22 protein-coding genes and 1 pseudogene are annotated in these 26,935 nt (G+C 65.1%); 5 read left to right on the forward strand and 18 right to left on the reverse strand.

The genetic code is table 11. The features are described 5' to 3' along the window. The 10 genes and pseudogenes from C665_RS08700 to C665_RS08745 form a co-directional block, all read right to left on the reverse strand. Nucleotides 1-613: pseudogene (locus C665_RS08700) on the reverse strand (flagellar hook-length control protein FliK); the annotation flags it as partial. Between the two features lie 43 nt (nt 614-656). Then, nucleotides 657-1,004: a flagellar protein FliT gene (locus C665_RS08705; protein ID WP_012585737.1), complete on the reverse strand. Its 348-nt coding sequence runs from the start codon at nt 1,002-1,004 to the stop codon at nt 657-659. Between the two features lie 258 nt (nt 1,005-1,262). Continuing rightward, complete coding sequence (gene fliS, locus C665_RS08710) at nt 1,263-1,673, reverse strand: flagellar export chaperone FliS (protein ID WP_004305645.1); 411 nt, start codon at nt 1,671-1,673, stop codon at nt 1,263-1,265. 41 nt (nt 1,674-1,714) lie between these two features. Beyond that, nucleotides 1,715-3,058, reverse strand: coding sequence for a flagellar filament capping protein FliD (fliD, locus tag C665_RS08715; protein ID WP_004305647.1), 1,344 nt, complete (start codon nt 3,056-3,058; stop codon nt 1,715-1,717). A 19-nt stretch (nt 3,059-3,077) separates the two neighbouring features. Then, entirely contained in the window at nt 3,078-3,488 is a 411-nt protein-coding gene (locus C665_RS08720; protein ID WP_004305648.1) for a flagellar protein FlaG, read from the reverse strand. A gap of 79 nt (nt 3,489-3,567) precedes the next feature. Beyond that, nucleotides 3,568-4,404, reverse strand: a complete 837-nt coding sequence (locus C665_RS08725; protein WP_004305649.1) for a flagellin N-terminal helical domain-containing protein — start codon at nt 4,402-4,404, stop codon at nt 3,568-3,570. 228 nt (nt 4,405-4,632) lie between these two features. Beyond that, the gene (locus tag C665_RS08730; protein ID WP_004305650.1) at nt 4,633-8,274 is read right to left on the reverse strand and encodes a glycosyltransferase; all 3,642 of its coding nucleotides are present in this window, start codon (nt 8,272-8,274) and stop codon (nt 4,633-4,635) included. Between the two features lie 40 nt (nt 8,275-8,314). After that, nucleotides 8,315-9,106: a hypothetical protein gene (locus C665_RS08735; RefSeq protein WP_004305651.1), complete on the reverse strand. Its 792-nt coding sequence runs from the start codon at nt 9,104-9,106 to the stop codon at nt 8,315-8,317. Nucleotides 9,107-9,109: 3 nt separating this feature from the next. Beyond that, nucleotides 9,110-10,222 carry a radical SAM/SPASM domain-containing protein gene (locus C665_RS08740; RefSeq protein WP_004305652.1) on the reverse strand — a complete coding sequence of 371 codons (1,113 nt, stop codon included), beginning with the start codon at nt 10,220-10,222 and terminating at the stop codon, nt 9,110-9,112. A gap of 17 nt (nt 10,223-10,239) precedes the next feature. Beyond that, nucleotides 10,240-11,169 carry an FkbM family methyltransferase gene (locus C665_RS08745; RefSeq protein WP_004305653.1) on the reverse strand — a complete coding sequence of 310 codons (930 nt, stop codon included), beginning with the start codon at nt 11,167-11,169 and terminating at the stop codon, nt 10,240-10,242. Nucleotides 11,170-11,574: 405 nt separating this feature from the next. Between C665_RS08745 and C665_RS08750 the strand changes: the two genes are divergently transcribed. After that, complete coding sequence (locus tag C665_RS08750) at nt 11,575-12,690, forward strand: NAD-dependent epimerase/dehydratase family protein (RefSeq protein ID WP_040828855.1); 1,116 nt, start codon at nt 11,575-11,577, stop codon at nt 12,688-12,690. Here the strand turns inward: C665_RS08750 and C665_RS08755 are convergent. The 8 genes from C665_RS08755 to C665_RS08790 all read right to left on the reverse strand — a co-directional run bounded on the left by C665_RS08755 (nt 12,654) and on the right by C665_RS08790 (nt 22,039). Further along, on the reverse strand, nt 12,654-13,193 hold the full coding sequence (locus tag C665_RS08755) for an NUDIX hydrolase (protein ID WP_004305657.1): 540 nt from the start codon (nt 13,191-13,193) through the stop codon (nt 12,654-12,656). The two genes, C665_RS08750 and C665_RS08755, sit on opposite strands and share 37 nt — an antisense overlap. After that, nucleotides 13,190-14,275 (reverse strand): class I SAM-dependent methyltransferase, encoded by a 1,086-nt coding sequence (locus C665_RS08760; RefSeq protein WP_245537150.1) that lies wholly within the window; start codon nt 14,273-14,275, stop codon nt 13,190-13,192. Before C665_RS08760 ends, C665_RS08755 begins: the two co-directional genes overlap by 4 nt. A 68-nt stretch (nt 14,276-14,343) precedes the next feature. Next, nucleotides 14,344-16,167, reverse strand: a complete 1,824-nt coding sequence (locus tag C665_RS08765) for a thiamine pyrophosphate-binding protein (protein ID WP_004305660.1) — start codon at nt 16,165-16,167, stop codon at nt 14,344-14,346. A 4-nt stretch (nt 16,168-16,171) separates the two neighbouring features. Next, nucleotides 16,172-17,665, reverse strand: a complete 1,494-nt coding sequence (locus tag C665_RS08770; protein ID WP_004305661.1) for an N-acetylneuraminate synthase family protein — start codon at nt 17,663-17,665, stop codon at nt 16,172-16,174. Then, entirely contained in the window at nt 17,662-19,026 is a 1,365-nt protein-coding gene (rfbH, locus tag C665_RS08775) for a lipopolysaccharide biosynthesis protein RfbH (RefSeq protein WP_004305664.1), read from the reverse strand. The genes C665_RS08770 and rfbH overlap by 4 nt, the downstream gene beginning before the upstream one ends. Then, on the reverse strand, nt 19,023-20,090 hold the full coding sequence (gene rfbG, locus C665_RS08780; RefSeq protein ID WP_012585728.1) for a CDP-glucose 4,6-dehydratase: 1,068 nt from the start codon (nt 20,088-20,090) through the stop codon (nt 19,023-19,025). Before rfbG ends, rfbH begins: the two co-directional genes overlap by 4 nt. Further along, on the reverse strand, nt 20,075-20,848 hold the full coding sequence (rfbF, locus tag C665_RS08785; RefSeq protein WP_004305667.1) for a glucose-1-phosphate cytidylyltransferase: 774 nt from the start codon (nt 20,846-20,848) through the stop codon (nt 20,075-20,077). Before rfbF ends, rfbG begins: the two co-directional genes overlap by 16 nt. Before the next feature lie 198 nt (nt 20,849-21,046). Next, nucleotides 21,047-22,039 carry a ketopantoate reductase family protein gene (locus tag C665_RS08790; protein ID WP_004305668.1) on the reverse strand — a complete coding sequence of 331 codons (993 nt, stop codon included), beginning with the start codon at nt 22,037-22,039 and terminating at the stop codon, nt 21,047-21,049. Between the two features lie 263 nt (nt 22,040-22,302). On the opposite strand from C665_RS08790, the gene C665_RS08795 reads away from it, so the two are divergent. The 4 genes from C665_RS08795 to C665_RS08810 all read left to right on the forward strand — a co-directional run. Beyond that, entirely contained in the window at nt 22,303-23,502 is a 1,200-nt protein-coding gene (locus tag C665_RS08795) for a porin (protein ID WP_004305669.1), read from the forward strand. 285 nt (nt 23,503-23,787) lie between these two features. After that, the gene (gene adh / locus C665_RS08800) at nt 23,788-25,308 is read left to right on the forward strand and encodes an aldehyde dehydrogenase (RefSeq protein ID WP_004305670.1); all 1,521 of its coding nucleotides are present in this window, start codon (nt 23,788-23,790) and stop codon (nt 25,306-25,308) included. 91 nt (nt 25,309-25,399) lie between these two features. Continuing rightward, a complete protein-coding gene (locus C665_RS08805) occupies nt 25,400-25,780 on the forward strand; it encodes a DUF779 domain-containing protein (protein WP_004305679.1) in 381 nt (126 codons plus the stop codon). Nucleotides 25,781-25,966: 186 nt separating this feature from the next. After that, nucleotides 25,967-26,935: sigma-54-dependent Fis family transcriptional regulator (locus C665_RS08810; protein WP_004305681.1), on the forward strand; the 969-nt coding region annotated here is incomplete at its 3' end.

Raw genomic sequence — 26,935 nt, forward strand, 5'->3', positions numbered from 1 at the left:
CCCCCCCCCCCGCCGTGTTCGCCCCGCCCGCCTGCCCCTGCGGCTCGCGCAGCAGCGCGGCGGTTTCGAGCTTGCCGAGCACCCACTGCACCTGGTGCGATTCGTAGAACAGCCCGCTCTGCCCGAGCGCCTGGCGCAGCACCGGCACGAGCTGGCTGCCGGCGGTGGGAGGAGCGTCGAGCAGCGGGCGGTTGCCGGCAAGGCTTGCCGGCGAGGGCACCGGCTGGCCGGTGAGCAGAAAGCTGATCAGGCGCCCGGTCTGGCTCAGCGCCGGTTGCGCCGAGGCGCCGGCGGTCGTGGCCGCCTCGCCGCCCACCACGCGCGCGAACACCGTGCGCGGGGTGAGCTGGGTGACCTCGAGCTCGAGCGTGTCGCCGGCCTTGGCCGAGCCGTCGAGCGCCAGCGTCATCTGCTGTCCGGCCACCACGGCGCGGAAGCTGCCGTCGGGCAGGGTGCGCTGCAAGGTGGCGAGGAAGCGCTGGCCGGGCACGAGCTCGGGCAGGCGGGCCTGGATCTCGCGTGCGCGCTGCAGGCCGGGGACTGGCGGCTCGGTCTCGAAGAAGCTCGCTTCGGTGAGCGTGCGCAGGCGGGCGGCGAGGTCGGAGGGGATCATCGCATGCGCTCCATCGGGCCCGGCCGGTCAGGGCGCGTCGGCCTCAGCGCGAGGACGCGCCGTAGGCGTCGCGCAGCGCGCGCTCCTGGCGCCCGGCGGAGAGCAGCTTGCGCACGCTGGAGAGGAAGGGATCGGTGTGGCTGCGGATCTCGGCGTCGAGCGCCAGCAGGCGCGCGATGCCCTCGCGCAGCTCGGCGGCGTCCGCCGGCGGCAGCCTGGCCAGCGCGGCTGCGTCGTCCATTGCGCCCCACGTATTCCCTCGCGCCGCCTCGCGCAGCGCCGCGGCCTCGCGTTCGAGCGCCGAAAGGCGCTCCCAGTCGTTCGCACGCGCCGCCTCGGCCATCGCTTCGTAGCGCTCGAGCAGGGCGGCGAGGGTGGGCAGGGTCAGCATGACGGAAGAGGACTCATCGGGAAGCGGTTCGATCATCGACAACAACGCAGCACGCACCTGTAGGAGCGACACAAGTCGCGATCACCCCCGTCACGAAATGCACTCCGCGCCCACCACCACCGGCGGCGATCCTTCGCCCGGCTCGTCTATCGCACGGGCAGCGGCGATTGGGATTGCGGTTGCTTCACGACTTGCGTCGCTCCTACGAAAAGCAAGAAGCAACAAATGCCGATGCAAGAAATGCGCCTGCCCGCAGCCTCACGCTGCGCTCGGCTGCACCTGGCTGCGGATCTCCGCCCACGCCTCGCGCAGCGTCGCCAGTAAACCTGCCACTTCGTCGAGCGCGGGCTGGCTGTTGTGCAGGTTGGCGTAGAGCAGGCGCTCGCTCATGTAGTCGTAGAGTGCGGCGAGGCGCTGCGCGAGCTCGCCGCCGGCATTCATGTCCAGGCTGACCTTGAGGCCGTTGATGATGATCTCGATCGCCTTGGAGATCGCCGTGCCCTTGCCGGGAATGTCCTGGTTGCCGATCGCGATGCCGGCGGTGCGCACCTGCAGCAGGGCGCCGTCGAACAGCATCAGGATCAGCTTGTGCGGGTCGGCGGTATTGACGCCGGTTTCGACGCTGACCTTTGCGTAGGCGGCGGCGCGGTTACCGAAACCTCCAAACATTTTTTCTTCTCTCCTGGAAACGCTCGTCCGAAGTGTGCGGCTTAGAGGTTGGCGAGTTGCTGGGTCAGGTAAGCGCTGGTTGTGCTCATGCTCGACATGGCGGCATCGAGTGCGGTGAACTGTGCGCTGTAGCGCGCCTGCACCTTTTCGAGCCGCAACTCGAATGCTTCAATGCGGGAATCGAAGGACTTGATCGTGCGATTGATGCCGTCGGTTCGTGACGTCAGCAGGCCATCCGTCGCAAGCATGTCCTTGATGCGGGTTTCCAAGGTCTTGGCAAAGCCATCCACGGTGCCGTTGCCGGCAAAGAGCTCAGCGATCTTCTTCGAGGGGTCGGCAAGGGCTGAAGCAAGCTTGGTGCTGTCGACCGACATGCTCCCGTCCGTCCTGATGCTGATCCCGGCATCGGACAGCATGGTCGCGCCACTCAAGCCCGAGATCGGATTCGAGAAGACGCCGCGAAGCTGGCTCTGGATCGACCGTACGCCGGTGTCGCCGTTCAAGGTGCCGGCCTTCTTGGTCTCGGCGTTGTAGCTGGTCTGACTGCGGATCAGCGAATTGAGCTCGTTGTACGCCTTGGCGAAATCGTCGATCGCCTTCTTGGCCGTCTCGTCGTTGCGGGCCACGGTCATGGTGGTTTCGCTCTCGGTCGGCTTGGCGAGTGTTAGCGTCACGCCCTCGATCGCATCGCTCACCGTGTTGCTGGAACGGGTGATCGCAAGGCCGTCGATGCTGAGCTTCGCGTCCTTGGCCTGCTGGACCGAGACCATGTCGCCAGCAGGTGCCGCGGGGTCGAAGCTGAATTCGCTCAATCCGCCGAAGCCCTCGAGCTTGAAGGCGCTGGCTGCCCCGGTTTCCTTGCTACTGATGACGAGCTGATTGACCGTGCCGTTATTGACGATTTGAGCACTGACCCCGGCATCGGCGGCATTGATCGCATCGCGCAGGTCCTGCAGCGTACCCCCGGCCGCGAGGTTGATCGTCTTCGGCGTGCCTGTGCCGAGGGTAATGTCGATCGAGCCACCACCACTGAGATCGGGTGCGGTTGTGGCGCTCGTGGCAGTGCGCTGCGCGCGGGCGAGCTGGCTGACTTCGATGTTGTAGCTGCCCGTCTGCGCCGAGGCGGTCGAGCTGACCGTGAACGCCTTGGTGTCGCCCGCGCTCGCCGTCGTGGCCGAGAAGGTGCTCGACTTGGTCAGCGCCGTTGCGGCGTCCTGCAGCTTGGACATGGCGCTCTGCAGTTGCCCGAACGCCGAGAGCTTGGATTGATAGCTCTTCTGCTGCTCCTGCAGGCGACTCAGCGGCTGGCGTTCGACCGCCATCAACTGGTTGAGGATGCTGCCGACGTCCAGCCCCGAGCCGACCCCTGCTGCGCTGATTGCCATGTTGCTACCCTCCTGCCGCTCAGGCCTGCTGCTTGAGGAGCAGACCCTTCAGCTTATCGACCGCCTTCGAGATGGCGAGCACTTCTTCGGACGGAATCTGGCGGATGACCTCGTTGGTGTCGGTGTCCATGACCTTGACCACGGTCCTGCCGGAATCCTTGTCGAGCGAGAACTGCAGGCTCTGCGCCATGGGCGCCACCGCCTTCTCGACCTCCTCGAGGGCCTTTTGCACCTCGCCGATGTCGGGAGTGCGCGGATTCTGGTCCTGTGGACTGATGTTCTGCTGGATGATCTCTCCGCGTGCTTCCGCGGCACGGGAGCCGCCGGCGGGCGCATCGGCCTGGTTGCGTGCCGCTTGGGCATCGCGAACCGGCGCGGCGGTCATCGCCTGCATCGACATCGACGCGTTGTTGATGGGTTGGATTGACATGATTCGACCTCCTGATGGGCCAACGGCGCGAAGCGTATTCTACGCTCCGCGCCGATCGGTTCATGACGCTTGCCGAGAATCAGCGGAGCAGGGACAGCACGTTCTGCGGCAGCGAGTTCGCCTGCGCCAGCATCGCGGTACCGGCCTGCTGAAGGATCTGGGTGCGCGACAGGTTCGCGGTTTCGGCGGCGAAGTCGGCGTCCATGATGCGGCCGCGGGCGGCAGCCTGGTTCTCGGAGGCGACCTGGAGGTTCGAGATCACGGACTCGAAGCGAGTCTGCGCTGCACCAAAGGTTGCGCGTTGTTTGACCACCTCGGAAATTGCGAGGTCGATCGCTGCGATGGCCGAGACTGCTGCGTCAGCGTTTGTGCCACTGACCGCGATCGCACTGGCGCCGGTCATCGCTGCGCTCTGGATGTTCGTCGCCGAGACCGCAGTCGCGGAGACGCCAATGGTTTCACCCGTGTTTGCCCCGACCTGGAAGGTGAAGTTCGTGCCGGCAAGGACCGCCTGGTTGTTGAACTTCGTGTCTTTGGTCACACGAAGGATCTCATCCTGAAGCTGCCGGAATTCGAGTTGCAGGTTGTCACGGTCGCCGGAAGTGTTGGTCCCGTTTGCCGACTGGACAGCGAGGTCGCGCATGCGTTGCAGGGAATCACCGATCTTGCCCAGCGCACCTTCGGCCGTCTGAGAGAGCGAGATGGCGTCGCTGGAGTTGCGGATTGCGACGTTCATGCCGCGCACCTGGGAGTTCATGCGTTCGGCGATCGCGAGACCGGCAGCGTCGTCCTTGGCGCTATTCACCCGGAGGCCGGAGGAGAGGCGCTGCAGGGTCGTGCCCAGCGAGCTCTGGGAGGAGGTGAGGTTACGCTGCGCGTTGAGCGAGGCGACGTTGGTGTTGATCGTCTGGGTCATGATTTTTCTCCTGGGATATCAGGTTGGTCATTCACCCGCAGGTTGCGTCGGTTGCCTCGTCGGGTGCGGAGCGTTTGTCGTGCTCTTGAATGCTGTTACGGCAACGGTGCTCTGCTTCTTGAGTGCTTTTTCGATCTTCCGACTGTCGTGCGCTGGATCCGCCGATGTCTTCGGCGCGCGGGGTCGGTCGTGGGCCGATCCTGCGCGCCGTCCGGGGCGCGCAAAGGCTCAGGGACCGTAGGCCTCGAGCCAGTCGGTCGCGTGATCCTCAAGGATGAAGTTGGCGAGGACCCATTCCTGTAGTGCCTTGCCGGCAGCTCGCATGGCTTCGGGTTCGGCCAAGTGCTCGCGGATCGCGGAAATCCACCTCTGGGGCTCGTTCGGCAGGCGGGTCACCGGCGCATCCTGATAAGGGAAGATGTCGGTGCAGATCACCGGCCAACCCATGAAGCCATACTCGAGCAGTCGCAGGTTGCTCTTCGCCTCATTGAAGGCATTCAGCTCGAGTGGCGCGATCGCGAGATCCAGATCGAGCTTGGCGAGTGCCGCGGGATAGGCTTCGAAGTCTCGAACGAAGTCATGAAACTCTCGCACGAAAGGACGGAGAGGGTCGGGGCACATCCCCATGAAGATCCAATCCACTTCTTCCGAAAGGGCCTCGACGACCGGATAGATGATCTCGAGATCACCAAGGTGCTGCTGGGCACCCGCCCATCCCACCCGGGGTTTGCGTCGTGGGAGCGCTGGCGGCCGGGCTCCGTCCCAGATCGCTCTCTCGAGGCAGTTGGGCATGATGCGGATGTCTTCGATCATGCTCGAGCAGAAGTCTGCAAGCGGCTGGGTGCTGACGACCAGTTTGTCGGCCAAGCCCAGCGTTCTCCGCAGGCGGGGGCGGGCATCCTTGTATTGAAACTTGTAGAACGAGTTCTTCTTGGGGACCGCGGTGAACAAGTCATCGATTGTGATGATCCGACGTACCCGAGGGAGGAGATTGGCCAGACTCTGTAGTGTGTTCGTCTGATGGTCGTCGACCGGTTGATGGAAAATGATCGAATCAGGTGCGGTCCGGGCGATCTCGATAGGTGAGAGGACTCGGACGCTCAGATGAGCGGGAGGCTCGCAGATCGCGGTCTGCGCCAACCCGGCACGCGCGATGATGCGCAAGGGCGCGCGAAGACGGTACTCGCCAGCCCCGCCGCTCAATGGGATGCCCAGGATCCGCGAGCGATCGTGGAAATTGGTGTCCCACACGATCGGCGCGATGTGATCCGGCTTGAATGTCTCGACGAGGCTGAGATTCTTATTGTACCCGGGGTCGCTGGCGAGCACGGGGAGCCATCTTTGCAGAATGCCTTCACGCTCGACCTTGCCGGCAATGACGTCTTCGAGCGCACTGGCTATGTCTTTCCGACGCTCGTGGGTCGATACGCCCCCGTAGTGTACAAGCATCGAGTAGGGCGTCCAAACGATCTGGAGGCCTCTTTCCGAAACGCGAAGGCAGAGGTCAAGCGCTCCGTTGAATTGCGGAAAATCGGTTTCGTTGAAGCCGCATAAGTCGTCGAAAAGGGATGCACGAACGAGCAATGCGGAGCCGCTCACCGCCCCCACGTGCTGATCACAGACTGCACGACCCATGTACCCGGGCTCAGTCAATTCCATTTCGCAGTTCCAAGGGGTCGCCGCGAGGCCATTCAGCCCGAGGATCCAGCCGCCATCCTGAATCTTCGCGGTCTCGGCGAAAGCAAGGCGTGGTCCGACAATACCGACCTCCGGGCGCTGCGCGATGCCTAGCATCCTGCCCAGCCACTCCTTCTGAACAACGTGAATATCGTTGTCCAGGAACAGCAGATATTTTCCACTGGCTGCTCCCGCGCCGATGTTTGCTCCCGCGGACCAGTTGAACTTGCCCCTTCTTTCAATTACCGTCATGCGGCCATGCCAGCGCGGATCGCTCGGCAGAGCCTTCAACCATTCAAGCGCATCGGGGTCGCTGGTTTCGTTGTCGACGATCACGAGCTCGTAGTTGGTGTATTGCGTGAGCTCATGCATGCTTTCGAGCAGGGGGCGCAAATATTCTTCGCGATCCCTGGTCTGGATGACGATGCTGACCAACGGATTTTCGGGCCAGAGATAGTCGATGCGGCGGGTGCCGTAAACGATCCCGTCGCTCACCTTCGCCGGTACTCCTTGGCGTTCCAGGTGATCGATTACTGCCGCCTTCTCTGCCTCGGGGGCGATTGCCCGAGTCGACTCGCGGGGGAGATGAACGAGCATCTGGCTTATATGACCGATAGCCCGTGGTCCAACGTGGTCTGATATGCGAAGACTCAGGTCGTATATCTCGGCGCCACGGTGTTCCCCATAGCGCCCGGCAACCAGGAATGCCTCCTTGTTGATCAGGGCGAATGCGCCGATATAATTTTGTGCCCTGAAAAGGTCGAGATCGAAGTCCGGCTTGAACAGCGGTTGGCTCAAGCTCCCATCCGCCTCTCGTGTGTCCTCGTCACAATAAATCAGATGCCACATCGGCCGAGAATTGATGTAATCGGCGAATACTTGCAGAGCCTGGGGCTCCAGGCTCAGGCCCGGATCGATCCGGGCAAGCCATGAGCCGGGCGAGGCCGCTGCAACTTCGTCGATCACGTAGTTGATATGAACGGCGTCCTGCAGAGAAAGCCACTGCAGGTTCGCTGACTCATCCAGGCCTTCGGGTTGGGGCAGGTCGGTCACGACCGTAAGCAGCCAGTCCGGGTATAGCTGCGTGGCCAGACTGTCGAGTGTGTCGGCGAGCAGAGCCTCCTCGCCGCCATGGAGGGTCATGAGCAGGTGAATGCCTGGACGTTTCGTCCATTTGAGCATCATGCGTTCGGCGAGTATCTCCGCATCGATTTCGGCGAATGCCGTGCGGGCGCGCCAATTCGAATAATGTAGCTGGAGGGTATTGTCCTTGGTCGGGCTCTTGTGGGTCTTGGGGCGGCTTTCGGCGACGGCTTGGGTCTTGTCTAGCAGGCGTTCCAGTTCTTCCCAGTACGCTGCCTCGAGACGTCTGTACTTCTGGGTGAGCGAGGGCAATAGGCGACGGGCTTCGGCGAGTGTTTCGGCATCGTCGGAGGTGACCAGTGCGTCCGAGAGTCCGAGGCTGTCGGCGAAGGGTTTGTCCGGATCGGCATAGGGACTGGGCAGTTGGACGACTGGGCATCCGCAAAGACGAGCCTCCATCGAGATGGACGTGTTCTCGAAGCAGTAGACGTGGGTGCTGCGTCGAAACAGTGCAGCGAGTTCCTCATGACTGGTTGGAAAATCCTTGGTGATTACGGTGCACCGGTCCGTCAGTTCGGGAAAAGCTTTGGCTCCTTCGACGTAGCGGCCAAAGTAGATGCACGCGCCTTGCCGGTTGTTGTCGTGGGGATTGTCCACGTTGTTGAAAATCGAGGTGTCCACTGCCGGCATGTGCAGTACGCCCTCATGATGGGGAACGGCTTCGGCTACCTCTGCGTTATGGAGCCAGTAAAGGTCGTCCGGGCTGTAGTTCGGCCTTTCACCCAGCAACCCAGGTCGGTTCAGGATGTAGCGGACCACCACGTTGCAGTCCAAGGGATTGGAGCCGACGATTTCCGGGTAAATGGCGATGGGGTTGAGGCCGGCCTCGAGGTGTTCGTTCTGGATGTCTGGCGTTAGCTGCGGGGTGTGTAGCGCATGGCTGCGGAGAGGCGTCCGGATATAGGCCTCGGCTCCCAGCTGGTTGAGGCTTGCGCAGAGCTGATGCATGACGCGGATGCCGGACGATTTGCGGTCATAGCTGGGGGAGACGATGTAATAAGGGTGGAGCCGTTTGGCGTATAGCCCCGGAATGTGCCTGACGGTGGGCATGAGTGATGTCTCGCTGTATGCGCAGTCTTGTGAAGCCAGTTCAGCCGTCCTCGAGCACGGTCAAGCCGCAGCTCCAGTACTCGGCGGCGAGGCCGAGGTGAGGGCGCCGATTGAAGGTGAGGTTGAAGCCGTAGGCTTCGAAGTGGTAACCCATCGCGGGCTGCTCGGAACTGAGTGCGCCTAGCCAGAGCAGCGGCGGGTAGGAGTCGGTGCGGAGCAGTAGCCCGGGGGCACTGATCAGGGCCGCGCAGGTGTCCACGCCACCCGCCAGCAGGAACTGCTCGGGCAGGGCTGTGACCTGCTCGAGGGCTGCTGGCAGTGAGTATTCGGAAAGGGCGGGAAAGTAGATCCCGACCAACTCGCTCCGGCTCATGGCAGCCACCAAACGCGCATGCCGAGATTCCGGCTGGATTCCCGTGCGCCCTTCCAGGCCACCACGGTGGTGATTGGCGAAGCGGTAGTCCGGGTAGGTGCCTTCAAAGGCTTCACGGACCGCGGGAAGGAATCGGTGATCCAGGCTTTGTCCCATGTCGTCGATGGTGAGGCGCGGCAGGATGAAGGGTACCGCTACACCGTGGGCAATTGCCGCCGTTCGTGGATCGGATTCCAGGCGGCTCAGAATGCTCGCCGCACGAGCCTCGAAGGCGGCGGCGTCCAGCGTTGTTCCGGCTCCGAGACACGAAAGCAGCCGGGCGTGGCTGGCGACGTAGTCGATTTTGGGCTGCAGCAGGGTGAAGTAGCGGCGGCTGCGCGGATGGGCTGGAGACCGGGCAGCGCCCGGCACGCAGCGCCCGAAGTCGTCGAAGAGGGGCATGTCGGATACTTCGGCCATGATCTAGTCGTCCAGCAGAGAGTCGTTATCGGAGAAGCCTTGCCCCCACGGTAGGGGCAGATGGGTAACCCCCTTGGTCTTTTCCGTGTGAATCCGGATGAATTTGGGGTCCTCCCCGATCAGGCAGTCTGGACGATGTGGGCCAAGCCAGGGATTTCGCATGCCACGGGCCAATACTTCCTTGAGTGGCGTCTCACGTAGATTACCCAAGGAGAAGTCGATATACGGGCAGGGTGTGACCTCCGCTGTTGAGGTTACCGTGATGATGCCTTTGACGGTGATGCAGCCCTTGTATGAGCCATACGAGGGTGTCATATGCGTGAAAACCGGGTAATCCTTTTCGAGTTCCCGCACGATGTCCGCGTCTTCCTTGGTGATGACGAATTCGGGATGCTCGGTGCAGGAGCCTGTGGGTTTGGCGTAGGACACATAGAGGCCGATTCCTTTGCGCTTGGCGAACTCGCACATGGACCGGAACTCTTCGGTCCTGCCGCGCCCACGGACCAGAACGGTGGACAGGATGAGGTTCAGGCCCGCCTCGAGCGAGGCATCTATGGCGCGCATGACTCGCTTGTAGGAGCCGGGCTTGTTGCGGAAGGTGTCGTGCTCTGCCTCGATCATGCTGTCCAGGGACAACTGAACCTTTTCCACACCGATGGATTTCAGGTGGCGGGCGCGCTCGAGGTCGAGGAACCACCCGTTGGTGTCGGTGATGATGTAATGGCGGTCCGGATCGATGGCGGCCACGACTTCATCGAAATCCTTCATGACCAGGGGTTCCCCGCCGGTGATCACGAAGCGCGCCAAGCCCAGTTCGTCGGCTTCCCGAGACAGGCGACGAATGTCTTCCAGATCGATCTTGCGACGCTCGTCCTTGATCTTGAAGACTTTCTCGATGTGCCGGTCCATGTAGTACTCGGCAGAGCAGTGTGTGCACTGGAAGTTGCAGAGGTAGCTCTTCTCGAGCCTGATGATGGGGCTGATCTCTCCCCGCTCCTCCATGGCTGCGATGTTGCGCAGTTTCTCGGCGATGTAGGGCTTTCGAGTGGCGAGGTCGTTACGCTTGGCGGCCTCGCTGGCCGTGAGCCCGCTGGGCTCGGCTTCGGGAATGGTCATGATGAGACTCGTAGGGTTCAAAGGCGAGCCAACTGCTGGATCAGCGCGTCGTGCTTGCCTTCGCAAGTGAACAGGAAGTTGGTCGCCACGGTGTCGCCGGTGATTTCCGTGCAGGGGTGGAGGCCCGATGATTCGATGGCCCAAGCCTGGTAGCCGAGTTCCTGCATGATCTCGAGCACCTCGTTCGGGTGGTAACCGAAGTTGGCGCTCCATTTGCGGAGCAATTCGAGGAATACGACAGGCTGGCATTCCTGCAGGGTGGCCAAGGCACCCCGGACCACCGAGAGCTCTCCGCCTTCCACATCGCATTTAATGAGATCAGGGCGGATACCTTGGCGGCTGCAGTACAGATCGAGAGTGGTGCACCGGATTTCTTCCGGTTGCACACCGGTGAAGCCCCGGTTGTCACGCACAGAGCTGGCGCCGGTTTCGGCGGGGTGGAAATACAGGGTGTCGGTACCCTCTTGGTCCTGCAGGGCCAACTGCTCAGTGACCACGCTGGTGATACCGTTCAGGGCCAGGTTGGCCAACAGGCGGGCATGGATGCGCGCCGCGGGTTCGAAGGCGTAGATCCGGGCTTCGCCGGCCACGCGTGCGAAGTGCAGGCTGTACCAGCCCACGTTGGCGCCGATGTCGAGGATAACCCGCGATTGCTGGGCGGCGGCGAGCAAAGCCCTGCGTTCCAACCGCTCGGCATCTCCGAAGGCCAGGATCCCGGTGCCGAGAGAGTTGGCTTCCTCCGGGTAAAGCATCAACTCGAGGTCGTGGTCGACAGTCCGGATGCGCAGCCCGTCCGTGCCCACGATGATTTCCCGGATCTGGGTACCCTTCAGGGCGTCCTGGAACTCGACGAGGGACTGCGTAAGGGCATACACGGCACCGAGGAAATAGGGCTTTGGCAGGGTGCCAGCCTGGTAGGCATTCCTGAGCTGAATGATGCTGGTCACTGCGGGCGACTCCCGAGGGGCTGTTCGGCGGGGTGTGCTGCACCGTCCCGGTGACCTGGAAAGCCGGTGCTGCTGACGATTCCCGTCATCGATGCGCGGGCATTCCTGCCTGCTTGCGAGATGAACGCGAAGCGGTGTGGAGTGTGCTCATGAGGTTGTCGAAACATGGGCCATTCGATCTGAAGTTATTGGCAATAGCGGCACAAAAGACGCTCTCTTGAGAAGAGCCGCAGTGGGCTTTCCGCGGGGCTTGCGCATTGTAGGCCGTCTGCTCTCGGCTAGGATCTCGCCCCGTTTGCCGGCGACCTGGGCAGGGCCGTGGTATCGTCGCAGCCGTCGCATGCAGGGTCCTGGCCGGGATCCATGACGTGCCTCGTCCGTTGCCGATTGTGCGGTCACTCCATCATGTTCGACCCTTCCCATCCGGTTGTTCGCGAAGACATCCATGCCATCCTTGCCGAGCGCTTGCCCTGGGAGCGCCTGGCAGGGCGTCATGTGTTCGTGACCGGCGCCAGCGGCATGTTGGGGGGATACCTGACGCTGAGCCTCGCCGCTTTGCATCGGAAGCTCGACGATCCGCCCAAGCTAAGCCTGCTGGCCAGAGACGCGGCGCGCCTGCGAGCGCGCCTGGGTTCAGTTCTCGATCCGGCCCGCTGCGAGATTCTCGAAGGTGACTTGAACGCGCTGCCCATGCCGCGCTTCGGCGTGCCCGACGTAGTGATCCACGCTGCGAGTCCCGCGTCACCACGCGATTACGCAACCGATCCGGTGGGCGTGATCCGGGCCAATGCGGTGGGCACCCTGGCCTTGCTGGATCGATTCGGGCGAGATCGTCCCATTGCCTTCCTGATGCTGGGCTCTGCCGTGTACGGTTCCACCGAGAATGAGGGGGCGGTGCACGAGGAGAGCTTCGGTGCCGTCCCCACGCTCGATCCCCGCAACTGTTACATCGAGAGCAAGCGACTGGCGGAGACTCTGCTGGCCTGCTGGAGGGTCCAATATGGCCTCGAGTTTGGGATCGGGCGGATCTTCCATACGTTTGGGCCGGGTTTGAATCTGGCAGATGGACGCATTTTCTCGGATGTGTTGAAAGCTGCACGAGATCGTCAGCCTATTGTTTTGACCAGCGACGGCAGTGCGTTGCGCGCCTTCTGCTATCTTGCCGACACCGTATCGGGGCTCCTCCACATCTTGCTGAAGGGAGACGGAGCGAGCGCCTACAACGTGGGAAATCCCACAAACGAGTTGTCGATCCGGGATTTCGCCACCCTGGCGTCACGGCTGATCGACCCACCACTAGCCCTGACCTTCGGAGAGGCCGATCCCCAGGCCTACTTGCCTGCCAAGACGTCCCGTGGCTTGCCCGACACTCGTCGGCTGCAGGCTCTGGGCTGGCAGTCCCGCACGAGTGTGGAGGAAGCGTTGGCCCGCAGCTATCGGAGTCTGTTCGGGAGAGAGCGTGTCCATGATGATCCACGCAGGGTTCAGGCTGGGCAGGGAGCTTCCAAGAAGCGGCTGTAGATCCGGTGCTGCAGGATCAGATCGTGGGGCGCTCCGATGTGCCACTGCCAGTCGCCAGCGCGGGGCGCCTCAGGTTTGAATCGCCCTGCCTCGTCGAGAGGGATTCGTAGGGTGCACGCATACAGCAGCGAAATGAAATGGCCGCGGATGTCCCGGGTTGGATGGGTGATTTCCGCCATGTGAAGCGGCACGGGCTCGAAGTCCACCTCCACTCCCAGTTCGCCCAATGCAACGGCGGCAATGCGACTGCCAATACTCTCCTTGAAGCGGATGATCCCGCCCGGGAGATGCCAACCAGGGCCATAGAAACGATCGTGTCGCCAGGTCAAGAGATTTCGACCGGCTGAGTCCTTGATCAGCAGATCAACGTTGATCATGGGGGTAAGGCTGCTGACCAGCAGGAACAGGTCCTCGGGCAGGTCCCGGCTGGCTGAGTCGAGGGACTCGCGGATCGTCGTGATGGCGACCTGGAGGGCTTCGGGGGAGACGGCAGGGTGACTCATGGGGTGAGATCTCGTGCCACCGCGCAGAGGCCGGAGTCCCGCAATACCGCCACTTCGAAGCGGGTACCGAAGCGCTCGGCGATGAGCTTGGCAACTTCGTCCGAGTAGCTGGCGGCGAGGACAATCACGGCATCGACCTCGCCTTCGTCGAGACGCTCTGGCGCCACGATGGGCAGGTGAGTGGCGGGCGTGAAGCGCCCCTGCTTGAAGGGCGCGGAGTCCAGCACGTAGCGGATTCGCGGAGCAATGCCCAGCAGGCTGATCAGGGCCAGGGCCTGGTGGCCGGCACCCCAAATCGCGACGCGCCCCGTGTCGAAGCGATCCAGGAATGCGTCAAAGGAGGCTTGGAGGTCGGCCCGGGCATGGTGCAGCGCGGACAGATCGAGCGGAGAGCGCTTTCTCACCGTGGCGGAAAGAACGTAGCCATGCCATTCCGAGCTGCATTCGAGGACTTCGAGGCCATTACCTTCCAACAGGTGTGTCAGGCTCTGCCGGGTGAAATAGTAAAGGTGGTCGGGAATGAACTCTGCGAATAGACGCATGCGCAGGATCATTTCGAAATCGGGGACCTCGACCAGACCGATGGCGCCCGGCTTGAGATTGGCGACGATGCCACGAAGGGTGAGGTGGGCCGTCGGGATGTGCTCGAGGAAGTTGAGGATCGCGAAACCGTCGAAGGGGCCGTCGGCGAGCCGGGTGTCCGGGCCGTCGATGAAGCCTTCATTTACCCGCAGGCCGGCGGCGCGGCAGGCGTCCACCGAGGCGGGCAGGTGTTCGATGCCGGTGGCGTCGGCGCCGGCATCGCGCAGCAGGCTGAGGTATTCGCCGCGGCCGCAGCCCACCTCGAGCACCTTGCGGTCGGTGAGGTCGTGCTGGCGCAGCCAGCGGCCGAACTGGGCGAGCCGATAGGCGCGCATCTCGGCCGAGATGCCGGCGGCGCGGATCACGTCGCGCCAGTAGGGCACGGGCTCGGTGGCGAGCTGGACCGTGCCGCAGCCGCTGCACTGGTGGAGCGCCAGCGTCACGCCCCGGTCCGTGGCGAGCTGATCGGGGGTGGGCAGCCCTTGGGCGGCGGCCGGCATGTCGTGCTGGACGAGCAGGGGCTGCGCGAAGAGGGCTTGGCCGCACAGGCGGCAGAGGGCGGGCATTGTCAGGCGGGCCGCGGGGCGTCGAGCGAAGCAGGCAGGAGCGGCACGATCATCTCGGCCTCGAGGGTTTCCAGGGGCAGCAGGGGGCTCATGTCCTCCAGCGGCATTGAAATGATGGAGCCGTCCGCCCGGGGAATGGCGGCGCACTTGGGCTGCAGGCTCTCTTCCGGAATCAGGCGTACGTCGATGAGGCAGGGGCGCGGCAGCGCCTGGGCGCGGGCCAGCGCGGCGGCGAGTTCGGCGCAGTCGTCGATGCGCAGGTACGGCAGACCATACACTGCGGCGAGTTTTTCGAGATCGGGCATGAATAGCCCCGAGGCCGGGCCGCTGCCCACGTAGCGCCCATTGAAGTAGTTGCGCTGGGTGTTGCGAATGGAGGCGTAGCCGCCGTTGTTCATGATGAACAGGCAGATCGGCAGCTGCAGACCGGTGAGGGTGGCAAGCTCCTGCAGGTTGAGCTGCAGACTGCCATCCGATTCCACGGCCAGCATGGGCTTGCGGTCGTTGCCGAGGCAGGCGCCGATCGCTGCCGGCAGACCGTAGCCCATCGCGCCGAGGCCGGAGGTGAGGAAGGTGCGCTGGCCCCGTTTGTTGCGAAAACCAGCGTAGAAGAACTCCACTGCCAGGCCGGAGCTGCCGGTGGCAATAAGAGTGTCGGCCGGCGCAGCATCTGACAGGGCCTCGACGAAGTGGGCGTGGCCGATGGGGCCGGAAGGCGGGAAGACGCGGCCCTCGTTCTGCGTGTAGCGGGCCTTCCAGCGGGTGCAGCGGGCGCGCCAGTCGGTGGTGTCGCCGGGTATGGCGGCGGCCAGCAGGGTTTGGATGAAGTCGCCGGCGTCCATCGCCAGGGGTTGGTCGATGGCCATCGCGGTCTTGTCGGCCAGCTCGTTGGCGTCCACGTCCACCACCACCTTGAGCGCGGCGCGGGCGAAGCCTTTGGGGTTGTAGGCGGTGACGATCATGTCGAGGCGGGCGCCGATGCTGATCAGCAGGTCGCAGTTCTGCACCGCGAAGTTCGCAGCGCGGGCGGCGACCACGCCGGGGCGACCGATGTTGAGCGGATGATCGTAGGGCAGCAGGTCGAGCGCGTTCCAGGTGAGCACGGCGGGCACCTGGAGGTGATCCACGAGTTGGCGGAAGGCGTCGGCGGCACCGGCGAGGCGCACGCCGTGGCCGGCGAGAATGAGCGGGCGCTTGGCCTCGGCGAGCATCGTCAGCACCGGGGTGAGATCGGGCATCGGTGCGGTGGCGTCGGCCGGCGGCGTCCAGCCGGGCAGGGTGGCCGGGTCGATGGGCGCGGCCTGCACGTCGAGGGGCACGTCGATCCACACCGGGCCGGGGCGGCCGGTCTTCATGAGGTGCAGGGCTTTTTCGAGATGGACGCGCACCGACTGTGGGTCGTCCAGCGTCACGGCGTACTTGGTGATCGGACTGACGATGGGGACGATGTCCACCTCCTGCACGCCGCCCTGGCGGATCGGGCGGCCGCCCAGGCGGTCGGGGCGCTTGGCCTGGCCGGAGAGCACCAGCATCGGCACCGAGTCGATCCACGCGCCGGCCACCGGGGTGATGGCATTGGTGGCGCCGGGGCCGGTGGTAACCATCGCCACGCCGAAACCCGGGTTGCCGGCGTTGCCGGTCCGGCCGGCGGCTTCGGCGGCGATGGCGGCAGCCTGCTCATGGTGGCAGGGCACGGCGTTCACGCGGGGTTCACAGGCGAGGGCGTCGTTGAGGTACATGGCACCGCCGCCGGGCAGCATGAAGATGTGGTGGATGCCCTCGTCGGCAAGGCGGGCGAGCAGCCAGTCGGCAACGCGGATGGTCATCTGCTTACATCCAGTAGGTGAGCCAGGTCTTGCGGCTGACGTTGGCCGCGATCGCCGGGTCCGTGTAGTAGGAGTCGTACTTGTCGTGGGTGGAGGAGATTTCCTCGAACACCACACCTTCGGTGGTCTTGAAGGTGTGCTTCACGCCGCGCCCCACGGTGATCACGTCACCGGCCCTGGCGTCGCGGGCTTCGCCGTCGAGCCAGATCGTGAGGCTGCCGTGCAGGACGACGAAGGTTTCTTCCTTCTTCTGATGGTACTGCTCGGGGTGGGTCTGGCCGGGGAGCATCACCAGCAGCTTCTTGCAGTATTCGCGATTGACGACGGTGACCATCGTCAGGCCGAACTCATCGAAGCGCTCCAGCCCGTAGTGGTGGGAAATTTCCAGATCGGACTTGCCTGGCACGACGACGTTGCCGGCCTTGAGCAGCGCCTTGACGGCGGTGACGATCTCCAGCACCTGGCCGCGCAGCTGGGTCTCGCCCACTTGCGAGTGGCGTACCGGCTGGCCGGCAGGGATCGCCTCGCGGGTGACGAAGCGGGCGTACTTCGACCACTCGTTGGCGGTGACTTGGCCCTCCACCGGCGGGAAGGCGAACTCGACCATGTCGGCGGAAAGTTCGGTGGCGGCGGGCACGTCGCGGGTGGTGAACACGCCACGGCGAAGGGAATGCAGGCTGCTCCGCTCGCTGGCGGAGGGCTGGTAGCGTTCGCGGCTGCCGCAGATGGCCTGGGCGCGGCGGCAGGCTTCTAGCCAGGCGCGGATCTGCGCCGGGTTGGCCGAGTACGCGTTGGCGGCGTACCTGTCGTTGGGCAGCACCACATGCTTCTCGAAAACGCTGGCGCCCTTGGCGAGGGCGAGGCCCACGGCGAAGGTATTGTCTGGTGACTCGTGGGTGGAATAGCCGACCCGTACGTCGGGATAGCGGGTGCGCAGCAGCTCGATCTGGTTGACCTGCAGGGCCTCGTCGGGTGTGGGATATTCGGCGACGCAGTGCATCAAGGTGAGGTCCTTGCCCCGGTGCAGGAAGAAGCTCGTCACGTTGTCGATCTCGTCGAGCGTGGCACCTGCAGTGGAGGCGATCACTGGCTTGTCGGCCTGGGCAATGCGTTCGAGCAGCGGCCAGTCGGTGAAGGAACAGCTGGCGATCTTGATGGTGTGGATGCCGTGCTCCTCGATGCGGGCCACGGAGGCCTCATCGAAGGGCGTGCATACGGTGATGAAGCCTTGGGCCTCCATCTCGGCCACCAAGGCGCGGAAGGCGTCGTCGGATAGTCGGGTTTCCTCGAAGCGTTTGACATATTTGATGTCGTCATGGCCGCGGGCGGATGCGTGGATGAAGGTGTCCAGGTCGCGGTACTGGAGCTTGAAGGCGAAATCGAAGTCGTCTTCGAAGCCGTGGCAGGCCTCGCGGATCGCTCGGATGGTGGCGATGCCGTGGGGTAGGTCGCCCATGTGGTTGTTGGCCATTTCGAAGACCATCAGGGGCTTGGTCATAGGTCGACTCCGAGGAAGGTGCGGATGTGGCTGGCGGCGTAGTCGAGCTGGGTTTCGGTGAGGCCAGGCCACACCCCAATCCAGAAGGTATCCCGCATGATGCGGTCGGCCACCGGCAGGTCGCCGACGACACGGACGTCGCGCCCGCTCATTGAGGGTTGGCGGACGAGATTGCCTGCGAACAGCAATCGCGTGCCGATCTTGTGCTGATCGAGGTATTCGAGCAGATCCACCCGGTTGATGCCGGCCTCCTCTCGCAGGGTCACCGGAAACCCGAACCAGGATGGATCGCTCCCGGGGCTAGCCTCCGGCAGGATCAGGAAATCCTCAACGTCCGCCAACGCCGCGCTCAGATGCGCGAAGTTGCGCTTGCGTGCTTCGATGAAGCCTTCCAGCCGATCGAGCTGGGCCAGCCCGCAGGCGGCCTGCATGTCGGTGATCTTGAGGTTGTAGCCGATGTGGCTGTAGGTGTATTTGTGGTCGTAGCCGGCCGGCAGGCTGCCAAGTTGCCAGCCGAAGCGCTTGCCGCAGGTGTTGTCGCAACCGGGCTTGCACCAGCAGTCGCGGCCCCAGTCGCGAAAGGATTCGGCGATCTGCCGCAGCTGCGGGTCATTGGTGAGCACCGCGCCGCCTTCGCCCATGGTGATATGGTGCGCCGGGTAGAAGGAAAGCGTGGCGAGGTGGCCGAAGGTGCCGACCTTGCGACCCTTCCAGGTGGAGCCGAGCGCATCGCAGCAGTCCTCGATCAGCCATAGCCCATGCTGCTCGGCGAACGCGCACACTGCATCGAGGTCGATAGGATTGCCCAGCGTGTGGGCGATCATGATGGCCTTGGTCCGCGGCGACAGGGCGGCTTCGAGCATCGTCACGTCGATGTTGTAGGTTGGCAGGCATACATCGACGAAGACGGGAACGGCGCCGTTCTGCAGGATCGGATTCACCGTAGTGGGAAAGCCCGCCGCCACCGTGATCACCTCGTCTCCGGGGCGGATTGCCCGATCGCCGAGCGTGGGCGAGGTGAGGGCTGAGAATGCCACCAGGTTAGCCGAGGATCCGGAATTTACGGTGAGGGCGAAGCGCGTGCCGACGAAGCTTGCCAGGCGTTTCTCGAAGGCGTCGTTGAAGCGACCGGTGGTCAGCCAGGCGTCGAGCGCGGCGTCGATCATCGCGTCCTTCTCGGCGTCGCCGACGACCTTGCCCGATGCGGGGACGGGGTCGATGCCCGCGCGCCAGGCCTGCGCGGCGTTTGTCGGGCGGGCCGGGCGGACGATGACTTCGAGTGGCTGACCGGCCATCTCGGGCAGGTCGAGCAATAGCTTGCCGTCAGCATCGGGCGTGAGGGTCTTGCGGATCAGGCTCATGAGCTGGCTGTGAATGCGGAGATTTCGTCGAGAGTGTATCGATGCATATCGGCACCGGCACGCCAGGCTTGATACCAGGCGAGGCTGCGGGTGACTGCGTCTTCCGCTTGCCAGCGAGGCCGCCAGCCCAGCCGGACGCGGGCCTTGGTGCAGTCCAGCTTGAGGGTGTGCGCCTCATGGATCCGCGGCTCGCCGGATGGCTGCCAGTCGGCACCGGCGCCCCAGCCGGCGGCAAGCATCTCCACGATCCACGCGACTGTACGCGCGTCGGTTTCGTCGGGCCCAAAGTTCCAGCCCTCGGCGAAGGCCTCTCCATGCTCGACGAGGTGCTGGGCCAAGAGCAGATAACCCGCCAAGGGCTCCAGCACGTGTTGCCAGGGCCGGATCGCGTCAGGATTGCGCAGAACAACGGCTTCGTTGCGTGCAAAGGCCGCCAGGACGTCGGGCACCAGACGACTGGGGGTCCAGTCTCCGCCTCCGATCACGTTGCCGGCCCGAGCGCTGGCGAGGGCAACGCCGCGAGCGGCGAGGAAGGAGCGACGGTACGACGCGACGACGAGTTCAGTGCAGCCCTTGCTGGCCGAATACGGGTCGTATCCGCCCATCGGATCCGTCTCACGATAGCCCCAGAGTTGCTCCCGGTTTTCGTAGCACTTGTCGCTGCTGACCACGACGACGGCTTTCAGGTCGGGCTGGTGCCGACAGGCCTCGAGCAGATTCACGGTGCCCATGGCGTTGGTCGAGAAGGTCTCGACAGGTTCGGCGTACGAGTAGGGCACGAGCGGTTGCGCGGCGAGATGAAGCACGATCTCCGGCCTTGCTGCCGCGAGTGCCTGTCTCAACCTTTCATAGTCCCGCACATCGCCGAGCACGGAGTGCATGCCGCGCTCGACATCTGCGACATGGAACAAGGCCGGCGCGGCGGCGGGCGGCAATGCGAAGCCGCAAACATCCGCCCCCATGCTCTGCAGCCACAGGCTGAGCCAACCGCCCTTGAAGCCGGTATGACCCGTGACGAAGACGCGGCGCCCCCGCCAGAAAGCAGGGCTCACCAGGTTTTCCATGGTGCCTCGCCGCGCTGCCAAAGATCCTCGAGCATGATCTTGTCGCGCAGGTTGTCCATCGGTCGCCAGAAACCGGTATGCCGGTAGGCTGCAAGTTGCTGATCGGCGATCAGCTTCTTGAGCACGGATCCTTCGAAAACCGTCTGGTCGCCCTCGGTGATGTAGTCGAGCACCTCGGGCGAGAGGACGAAGTACCCGCCATTGATAAAGCCGCCGTCGCCCAGAGGTTTTTCGACGAAAGCGTCGACGTCGTCGCCTTTCAACTCCAGTGCGCCGAAGCGGCCGGGTGGCTGTACGGCCGCGACCGTGGCCAGCTTGCCGTGGGCCTTGTGGAAGTCGATCTCCGCGCCGAGGTCGATGTCTGCCACGCCGTCGCCATACGTGAAGCAGAACGCCTCCTCGTTCCGCAGGTACTTGGCGACGCGGGCCAGTCGTCCGCCTGTCTGCGTGTTCTCGCCGGTGTCCACGAGCGTCACGCGCCAAGGCTCGGCATGGCGCTCGTGAATCTCCATGCTGTTGTCGGACATGTCGAAGGTCACATCCGACATGTGGAGGAAGTAATTGGCGAAGTATTCCTTGATGACATAGCCCATGTAGCCGCAGCAGATCACGAAGTCATGGATTCCGTGGCTGGAATAGGACTTCATGATGTGCCAGAGGATCGGACGGCCGCCGATATTCACCATCGGTTTGGGGCGATTGACGGTTTCTTCGCTGATTCGGGTGCCCAAGCCACCCGCGAGGATCACGGCTTTCATCAGAGGTTCTTCGTGTTGGATCCGGTCGCATGATACCGCCCGAGTCGAGACTGATCGCCCCGAATAGAGGGGGTCCGCGCGGTCTGTTCTGGTGAAGTGCATCGACCACAGTCGGTTCTCGACAAGCGATGACGGAGAAAGAGTGGTTGAGTGGTTGGGGGCAAGGCTTTCATTTGCGCGCACATGATTTCCCACCCGTCAGCACCCCACCCGATCCGTCCTTTCCGCGTTCCGTGATTCCAGCGCCCGCACCAGAACCTCCACCGCCCGATGCGTGGGCAGTTCTGTTCCCGTCCGCGCGGCCATGCGCAGCAGTGCGCCGGTGATCGCGTCGATCTCGGTGCGCCGGCCGGCGAGCAGGTCCTGCAGCATGCTCGCCCGGTTGGCCGCGGTGGCGCGGGCGACCGCGTGCACGCGTGCGAGGGCGGCGGCCTCGTCGAGCTCGAGGCCGTGCGCGTGCAGTACCGGCAGGGCCTCGCGCACCAGGGTGTCGAGCAGCACGCGGTGCGGCGGATCGAGCAGGGCGCCGTTGGGTACGCGGAAGAGCGCGGCGAGCGGGTTGATGGCGACATTGACCAGCAGCTTGGCGAGGCGGGCATGCGCGATGTCGGGTTCGACGCGCGCACGCAGGCCCGCGCGCACGAGCAGCTCTGCGACCGCCTCGAAGCCGGGGGGCACCAGGGTCTCGCCCGCACCCGCGGGGTGCACCCGCTCGCCGTGGTCGTCCCGCTCGCGGTAGGCGCCCTCGGTGGTGATGCCCTGGTCGACGTGGCGCGCCGCGCAGTGCGCGCGCAGCAGCTCGCCGGTGAGGCCGTTCTGCAGCGAGAGCACACCCAGCGGACGCATGCGCGCGGCGGTGGACGCGGCGGCGGCGGTGTCGCCCGCCTTCACCAGCACGATCACCCAGTCCGCCTCCGGGGCCCGCTCGGCGGCGAAGGCGTTCGGATGGAAGAGGTGTCCGCCCACCTCGACGCCGGCGTTCAGGCGCGCGGCTCCGGCGGCGTCGCGCGCGATCAGCGCGACCGGCGCAATGCCGTCGACGCGCGCAGCGAAGTGCAGGCCGAGCGCGCCGGGGCCGATGATCGCGAGCGGAAAGCGGCCGCTTGCCGGGCGCGCGACCGCGCCGGATCGCGCTTCGGCGTGCGCCTGGGAGGGAGAGGGGGCGACCGGCAGGGAGGGGGGCTCTTTCATCGCAGCGGAGATCCTGGCAGGGAGTCTTGCAGGCCGCAGGGGCGTCGCTCGCCTGCGGCCGGCGCCTGCTCCGGAGGTGCCATTCCGAAGCAGGGCGGGCAGGGATTGTGGAGCATCCGGAGCGGACTGTGCGCCTGCGTTGCGCACAAATGCCCGGAACAGGCCGCGTTTTCGGGGGGTGGCACAGCGTTTGCGCAGCCCGCCTTCGATCCGGCCGCCGGGCGGGCGGATCGAAGGCATCCACACCATCCGAGGGGACATCCATGCAAAACAAGCTTTCCAGCCACCGCCGCACCCGACCCGCCACCACCGCCCTGCTGCCGTCGGCGCTCGGCGCCGCGCTGCTCGCGCTCGCCGCCACGCCGGCCCAGGCGATCGGATTTTCGCAGGGCGACGCCACGCTCGACATCAACGGCACGGTCAACGGCTTCTATTCTCATCGGACCGAGGAGCGCGCGGGCGTCAAGACCACCGACTCCGCGCTCACCAACGGCTTGCTGCCGGGCTGGATCAACTTCGTGTTCACCACCAAGGTGGAGGGCCTGGACATCAAGGCTCACGTCGGCTTCGCGCCCGGCATCAACGACAAGTCGGACGTGGTGGGCCTGCCCAGCGACCCCAGCTGCGGCGGTTCCACCGGCTGCGACAGCCCCTTCACCCAGATCGACACCCGCAACCTGTATTTCCAGTTCGGCAACACCGAGTGGGGCACGGTCAAGTTCGGCCGCGACATCGGCCTCTTCGGGCAGAAGGTCATCCTGTCCGACATGACGCTCCTCGGCCTCGGTGGCAACAGCTACGCGTCGACGCCCTTCAACACCACCTTCGGCATGATCGGCCACGGCTACATGTACACCGGCTTCCAGCCCCAGATCACCTACACCACGCCGGCCTTCGGCGGCTTCTCGGCGTCGGCGGGGATCTTCGATCCCAACAAGTTCGCCGGTGACGAGACCAAGGACCCCGGCTTCCAGGCCATGGCGAACTACGACTGGAAGGCGGGTACCGCCAAGGGCTCGGTGTGGGCGGGGGCGGTCCACCAGCGCACCAGCGGGGCGGGCAGCTTCGACGCCAACGGTTTCGAGCTCGGCGCCAAGGTCGGCATCGGCGCCTTCGAGGCGGTCGCCTACGGCTTCGACGCCAGCGGGCTGGGCCTGTCGACCGTCGGCGCGCTGTACCTGTCGCCCTTCGGCAAGACCGACGGCAAGGGCTACTTCGTGCAGGGCACCTACACCGTGGGCAAGACCAAGTTCGGCATCAACTTCGGCGAGAACCGCGACCGCGGCGGCGCGCTGGCCGACACGAACACCTTCCGCTCGGCCACGGTGGGGGTCTATCACAGCCTCAACAAGTACATCACCCTCGTGGGCGAATACAACCAGGAGAAGGGCGAAGGCGGCGACCTCTTCGCCGGCGACCTGGAGACGCGCACGATCTCGGTGGGCGGCATCCTGATGTTCTGACACCTGCGCGACGCGCGCACGCGGCGGGGCAGTGCGACGGCGGTCGTGCTGCCCCGTGTCGTTTCGGGATGCCGCCCTGCGGGCACGGCGCTTGGAGCAACTGGAGCAAATGGAGCAGGTGGAGCGAACCGGCGCTGCTCCAGAAGTCGCCGCGGAGCGCCCGGATCGCCGAGAGCAGGGGCCAAGTCGTTGTTTCATAGGCATTCGATCCTGCTGGCACGAAGGATGCGTAATCGCCGTGTGGCGAAACCGCCCGCAACCGAAACCACACGAGGAGACGACACCATGCTGTATGCACTGCCCGGACAGGCCGACGCCAAGATCCAGTACAAGGCCCGCTACGACAACTTCATCGGTGGCCAGTGGGTGGCTCCGGTCAAGGGCCAGTATTTCGACGTGGTCACGCCGATCACCGGCCAGAAGTACACCCAGGCCGCGCGCTCCACCGCCGAGGACATCGAGCTCGCGCTCGACGCCGCGCATGCCGCCTTCCCGAAGTGGGGCAAGGCCGACGCCACCACGCGCTCCAACATCCTGCTCAAGATCGCCGATCGCCTCGAGGCCAACCTCGAGCTGCTCGCCTACGCCGAGACCGTCGATAACGGCAAGCCGATCCGCGAGACGCTCAACGCCGACATCCCGCTCGCCGTCGACCACTTCCGCTACTTCGCCGGCTGCCTGCGCTCGCAGGAAGGCGGCATCTCGGAGATCGACGAGAACACCATGGCCTACCACATCCACGAGCCGCTGGGCGTGGTCGGCCAGATCATCCCGTGGAACTTCCCCATCCTGATGGCGGCGTGGAAGCTGGCGCCGGCGCTGGGCGCGGGCAACTGCGTGGTGCTCAAGCCCGCCGAGTCGACCCCGATCTCGATCCTGGTGCTGATGGAGCTGATCGCCGACCTGCTGCCCCCGGGCGTGCTCAACATCGTCAACGGCTACGGCCGCGAGGCCGGCATGCCGCTCGCCACCAGCAAGCGCATCGCCAAGATCGCCTTCACCGGCTCCACCTCCACCGGCCGCGTGATCGCCCAGGCCGCCGCCAACAACCTGATCCCGGCCACGCTCGAGCTGGGCGGCAAGTCGCCCAACATCTTCTTCGCCGACGTCATGGACATGGACGACGCCTTCCTCGACAAGGCGATCGAGGGCCTGGTGCTGTTCGCCTTCAACCAGGGCGAGGTGTGCACCTGCCCGAGCCGCGCGCTGATCCAGGAATCGATCTACGACCGCTTCATCGAGCGCGCGGTCAAGCGCGTCGCCGCGATCAAGCAGGGCAGCCCGCTCGACACCGACACCATGATGGGCGCGCAGGCCTCCTCCGAGCAGATGAGCAAGATCCAGTCCTACCTGCAGCTCGGCAAGGACGAGGGCGCCCAGGTGCTGATCGGCGGCGCGCGCGCCCAGCTCGACGGCGACCTGGCCGACGGCTATTACATCCAGCCGACGCTGTTCAAGGGCCACAACAAGATGCGCATCTTCCAGGAGGAGATCTTCGGGCCGGTGCTCGCGGTGACCACCTTCAAGGACGAGGCCGAGGCCCTGGCGATCGCCAACGACACCCTGTACGGCCTCGGCGCCGGCGTGTGGAGCCGCAACGGCAACGTCGCCTACCGCATGGGCCGCGCCATCCAGGCCGGGCGCGTGTGGACCAACTGCTACCACGCCTACCCGGCGCACGCGGCCTTCGGCGGCTACAAGGAGTCGGGCATCGGCCGCGAGACGCACAAGGTCATGCTCGACCACTACCAGCAGACGAAGAACCTGCTCGTGAGCTACAGCGAGAACAAGCTCGGCTTCTTCTGATCACGGCGTTCTCCCTCCCTCGCCCGCACCGCGGGCGACCTTCGCGGGGGCGGGCGACCGCCCCCGCTTTTTCGTTCCGGAGGCACGCGACATGGTCGAACGCGTCATCGCCACCCCTGCGACACTCGCATTGATCGAGCAGCTCAAGGCCGAGCACGGTCCCGACCTGATGTTCCATCAGTCCGGCGGCTGTTGCGACAACAGCGCCGCCAACTGCTACCTGCCCACCGACCTGACCATCGGCCCCCACGACGTGCACCTGGGCGAGATCGGCGGCGTGCCCTTCTACATCAGCGCGGCGCAATACGAATACTGGAAGCACACCCAGCTCATCATCGACGTCGTCGATGGCAACGGCGGTACCTTCTCGCTCGAGGGGGGCACCGGCAAGGCCTTCCACACCCGCTCGCGCCTGTACGACGACGCGGAGATGGCGGCGGTGGAGGCGGAGGATCGCGCCCTCGGGCGATAGGATTCCGCGATCCTCGTACTTTTCTCCATGGCCGGCCGCCTCGGGTGCCGTGCTTGCGGCATGATGCTTGCTTCAGTCGTTTGACGGCCGCTGTCCGACCCCCGGAGCGGCCTCGACGACGATGGAAGAGCCCGGGCGAGGCGTGCCGAACGCCGCCGCACCGCGGCCGCAGGTGGAGAGGAGACGATGGTCGATAACACGATGCGTGCCGCGCAGGCGGCGGTGGTCGAGTCGCTGCGCAGGCAGTTTTCCGCCTCCGGCCAGGTGCCCGACGCGGGCCTGCCGGTGCCGGTGCTGCGCTCCTGGGCGCGCTGCCAGCGCCTGGGATTGGACATGGGCGAGCGCGTGCGCCCGCCCAGCACCACGCGGGGCGACCTGATGGTGGCGCGCGAGCGCAGCGCGGCCCTGCTCGCGCACGCCAGCGGCGTCATGGAGCACCTTCACGAACAGATCCGTTCCTCGGGCAGCATGGTGCTGCTCGCCGACGCCAGCGGGATGATCCTGCACGGCATCGGCGACCCCGCCTTCGTCGACCGCGCCAACCGCGTCGCCCTGCAGGCGGGCGCGAACTGGAGCGAATGCGAGCGCGGCACCAACGCGATCGGCGCCACCCTGATCGAGCGTGCGCCGGTCGAGGTGCTCGGCGCCGAGCACTACCTCGACTGCAACGGCGTGCTCACCTGCAGCGCGGCGCCGATCTTCGACTGGCGCGGCGAGCTGCTCGGCGCGCTCGACATCTCGGGCGACCACCGCAGCCACCAGCCCCACACGCTCGGACTCGCGCGCATGGGGGTGCGCCTGGTCGAACGCCGCTTGTTCGAGAGCGAACACGCGCGCCATGCGCTGCTCTCCTTCCATCCGCGTCCCGAGGGCGTCGGCGGCCTGCAGGAGGGTCTGCTGGCGATCGATGCGGATGGCGAGATCGTCGCCGCCGACCGCCAGGCGCGCGCGCTGCTGGGGGTCGAAGAGCGCCGGGTGGCGGGCCTGGGGAATTTCTCCAACCTGTTCCGGGGCGGCTTCGGCACGCTGATCGGGCGCGCGGCGCGCGATCCGGCGGCGCTGGTCGAACTCGAGCTGCGTTCGGGCGCACGCATCCACGCGCGCCTGCGGCTGAGCCCGGCCTGGCAGGCCGGCGCGCAGTCGGCCCCGGCCGGC

The organism is Thauera aminoaromatica S2 (assembly GCF_000310185.1).
In the GTDB taxonomy this organism is placed as follows: domain Bacteria; phylum Pseudomonadota; class Gammaproteobacteria; order Burkholderiales; family Rhodocyclaceae; genus Thauera; species Thauera aminoaromatica.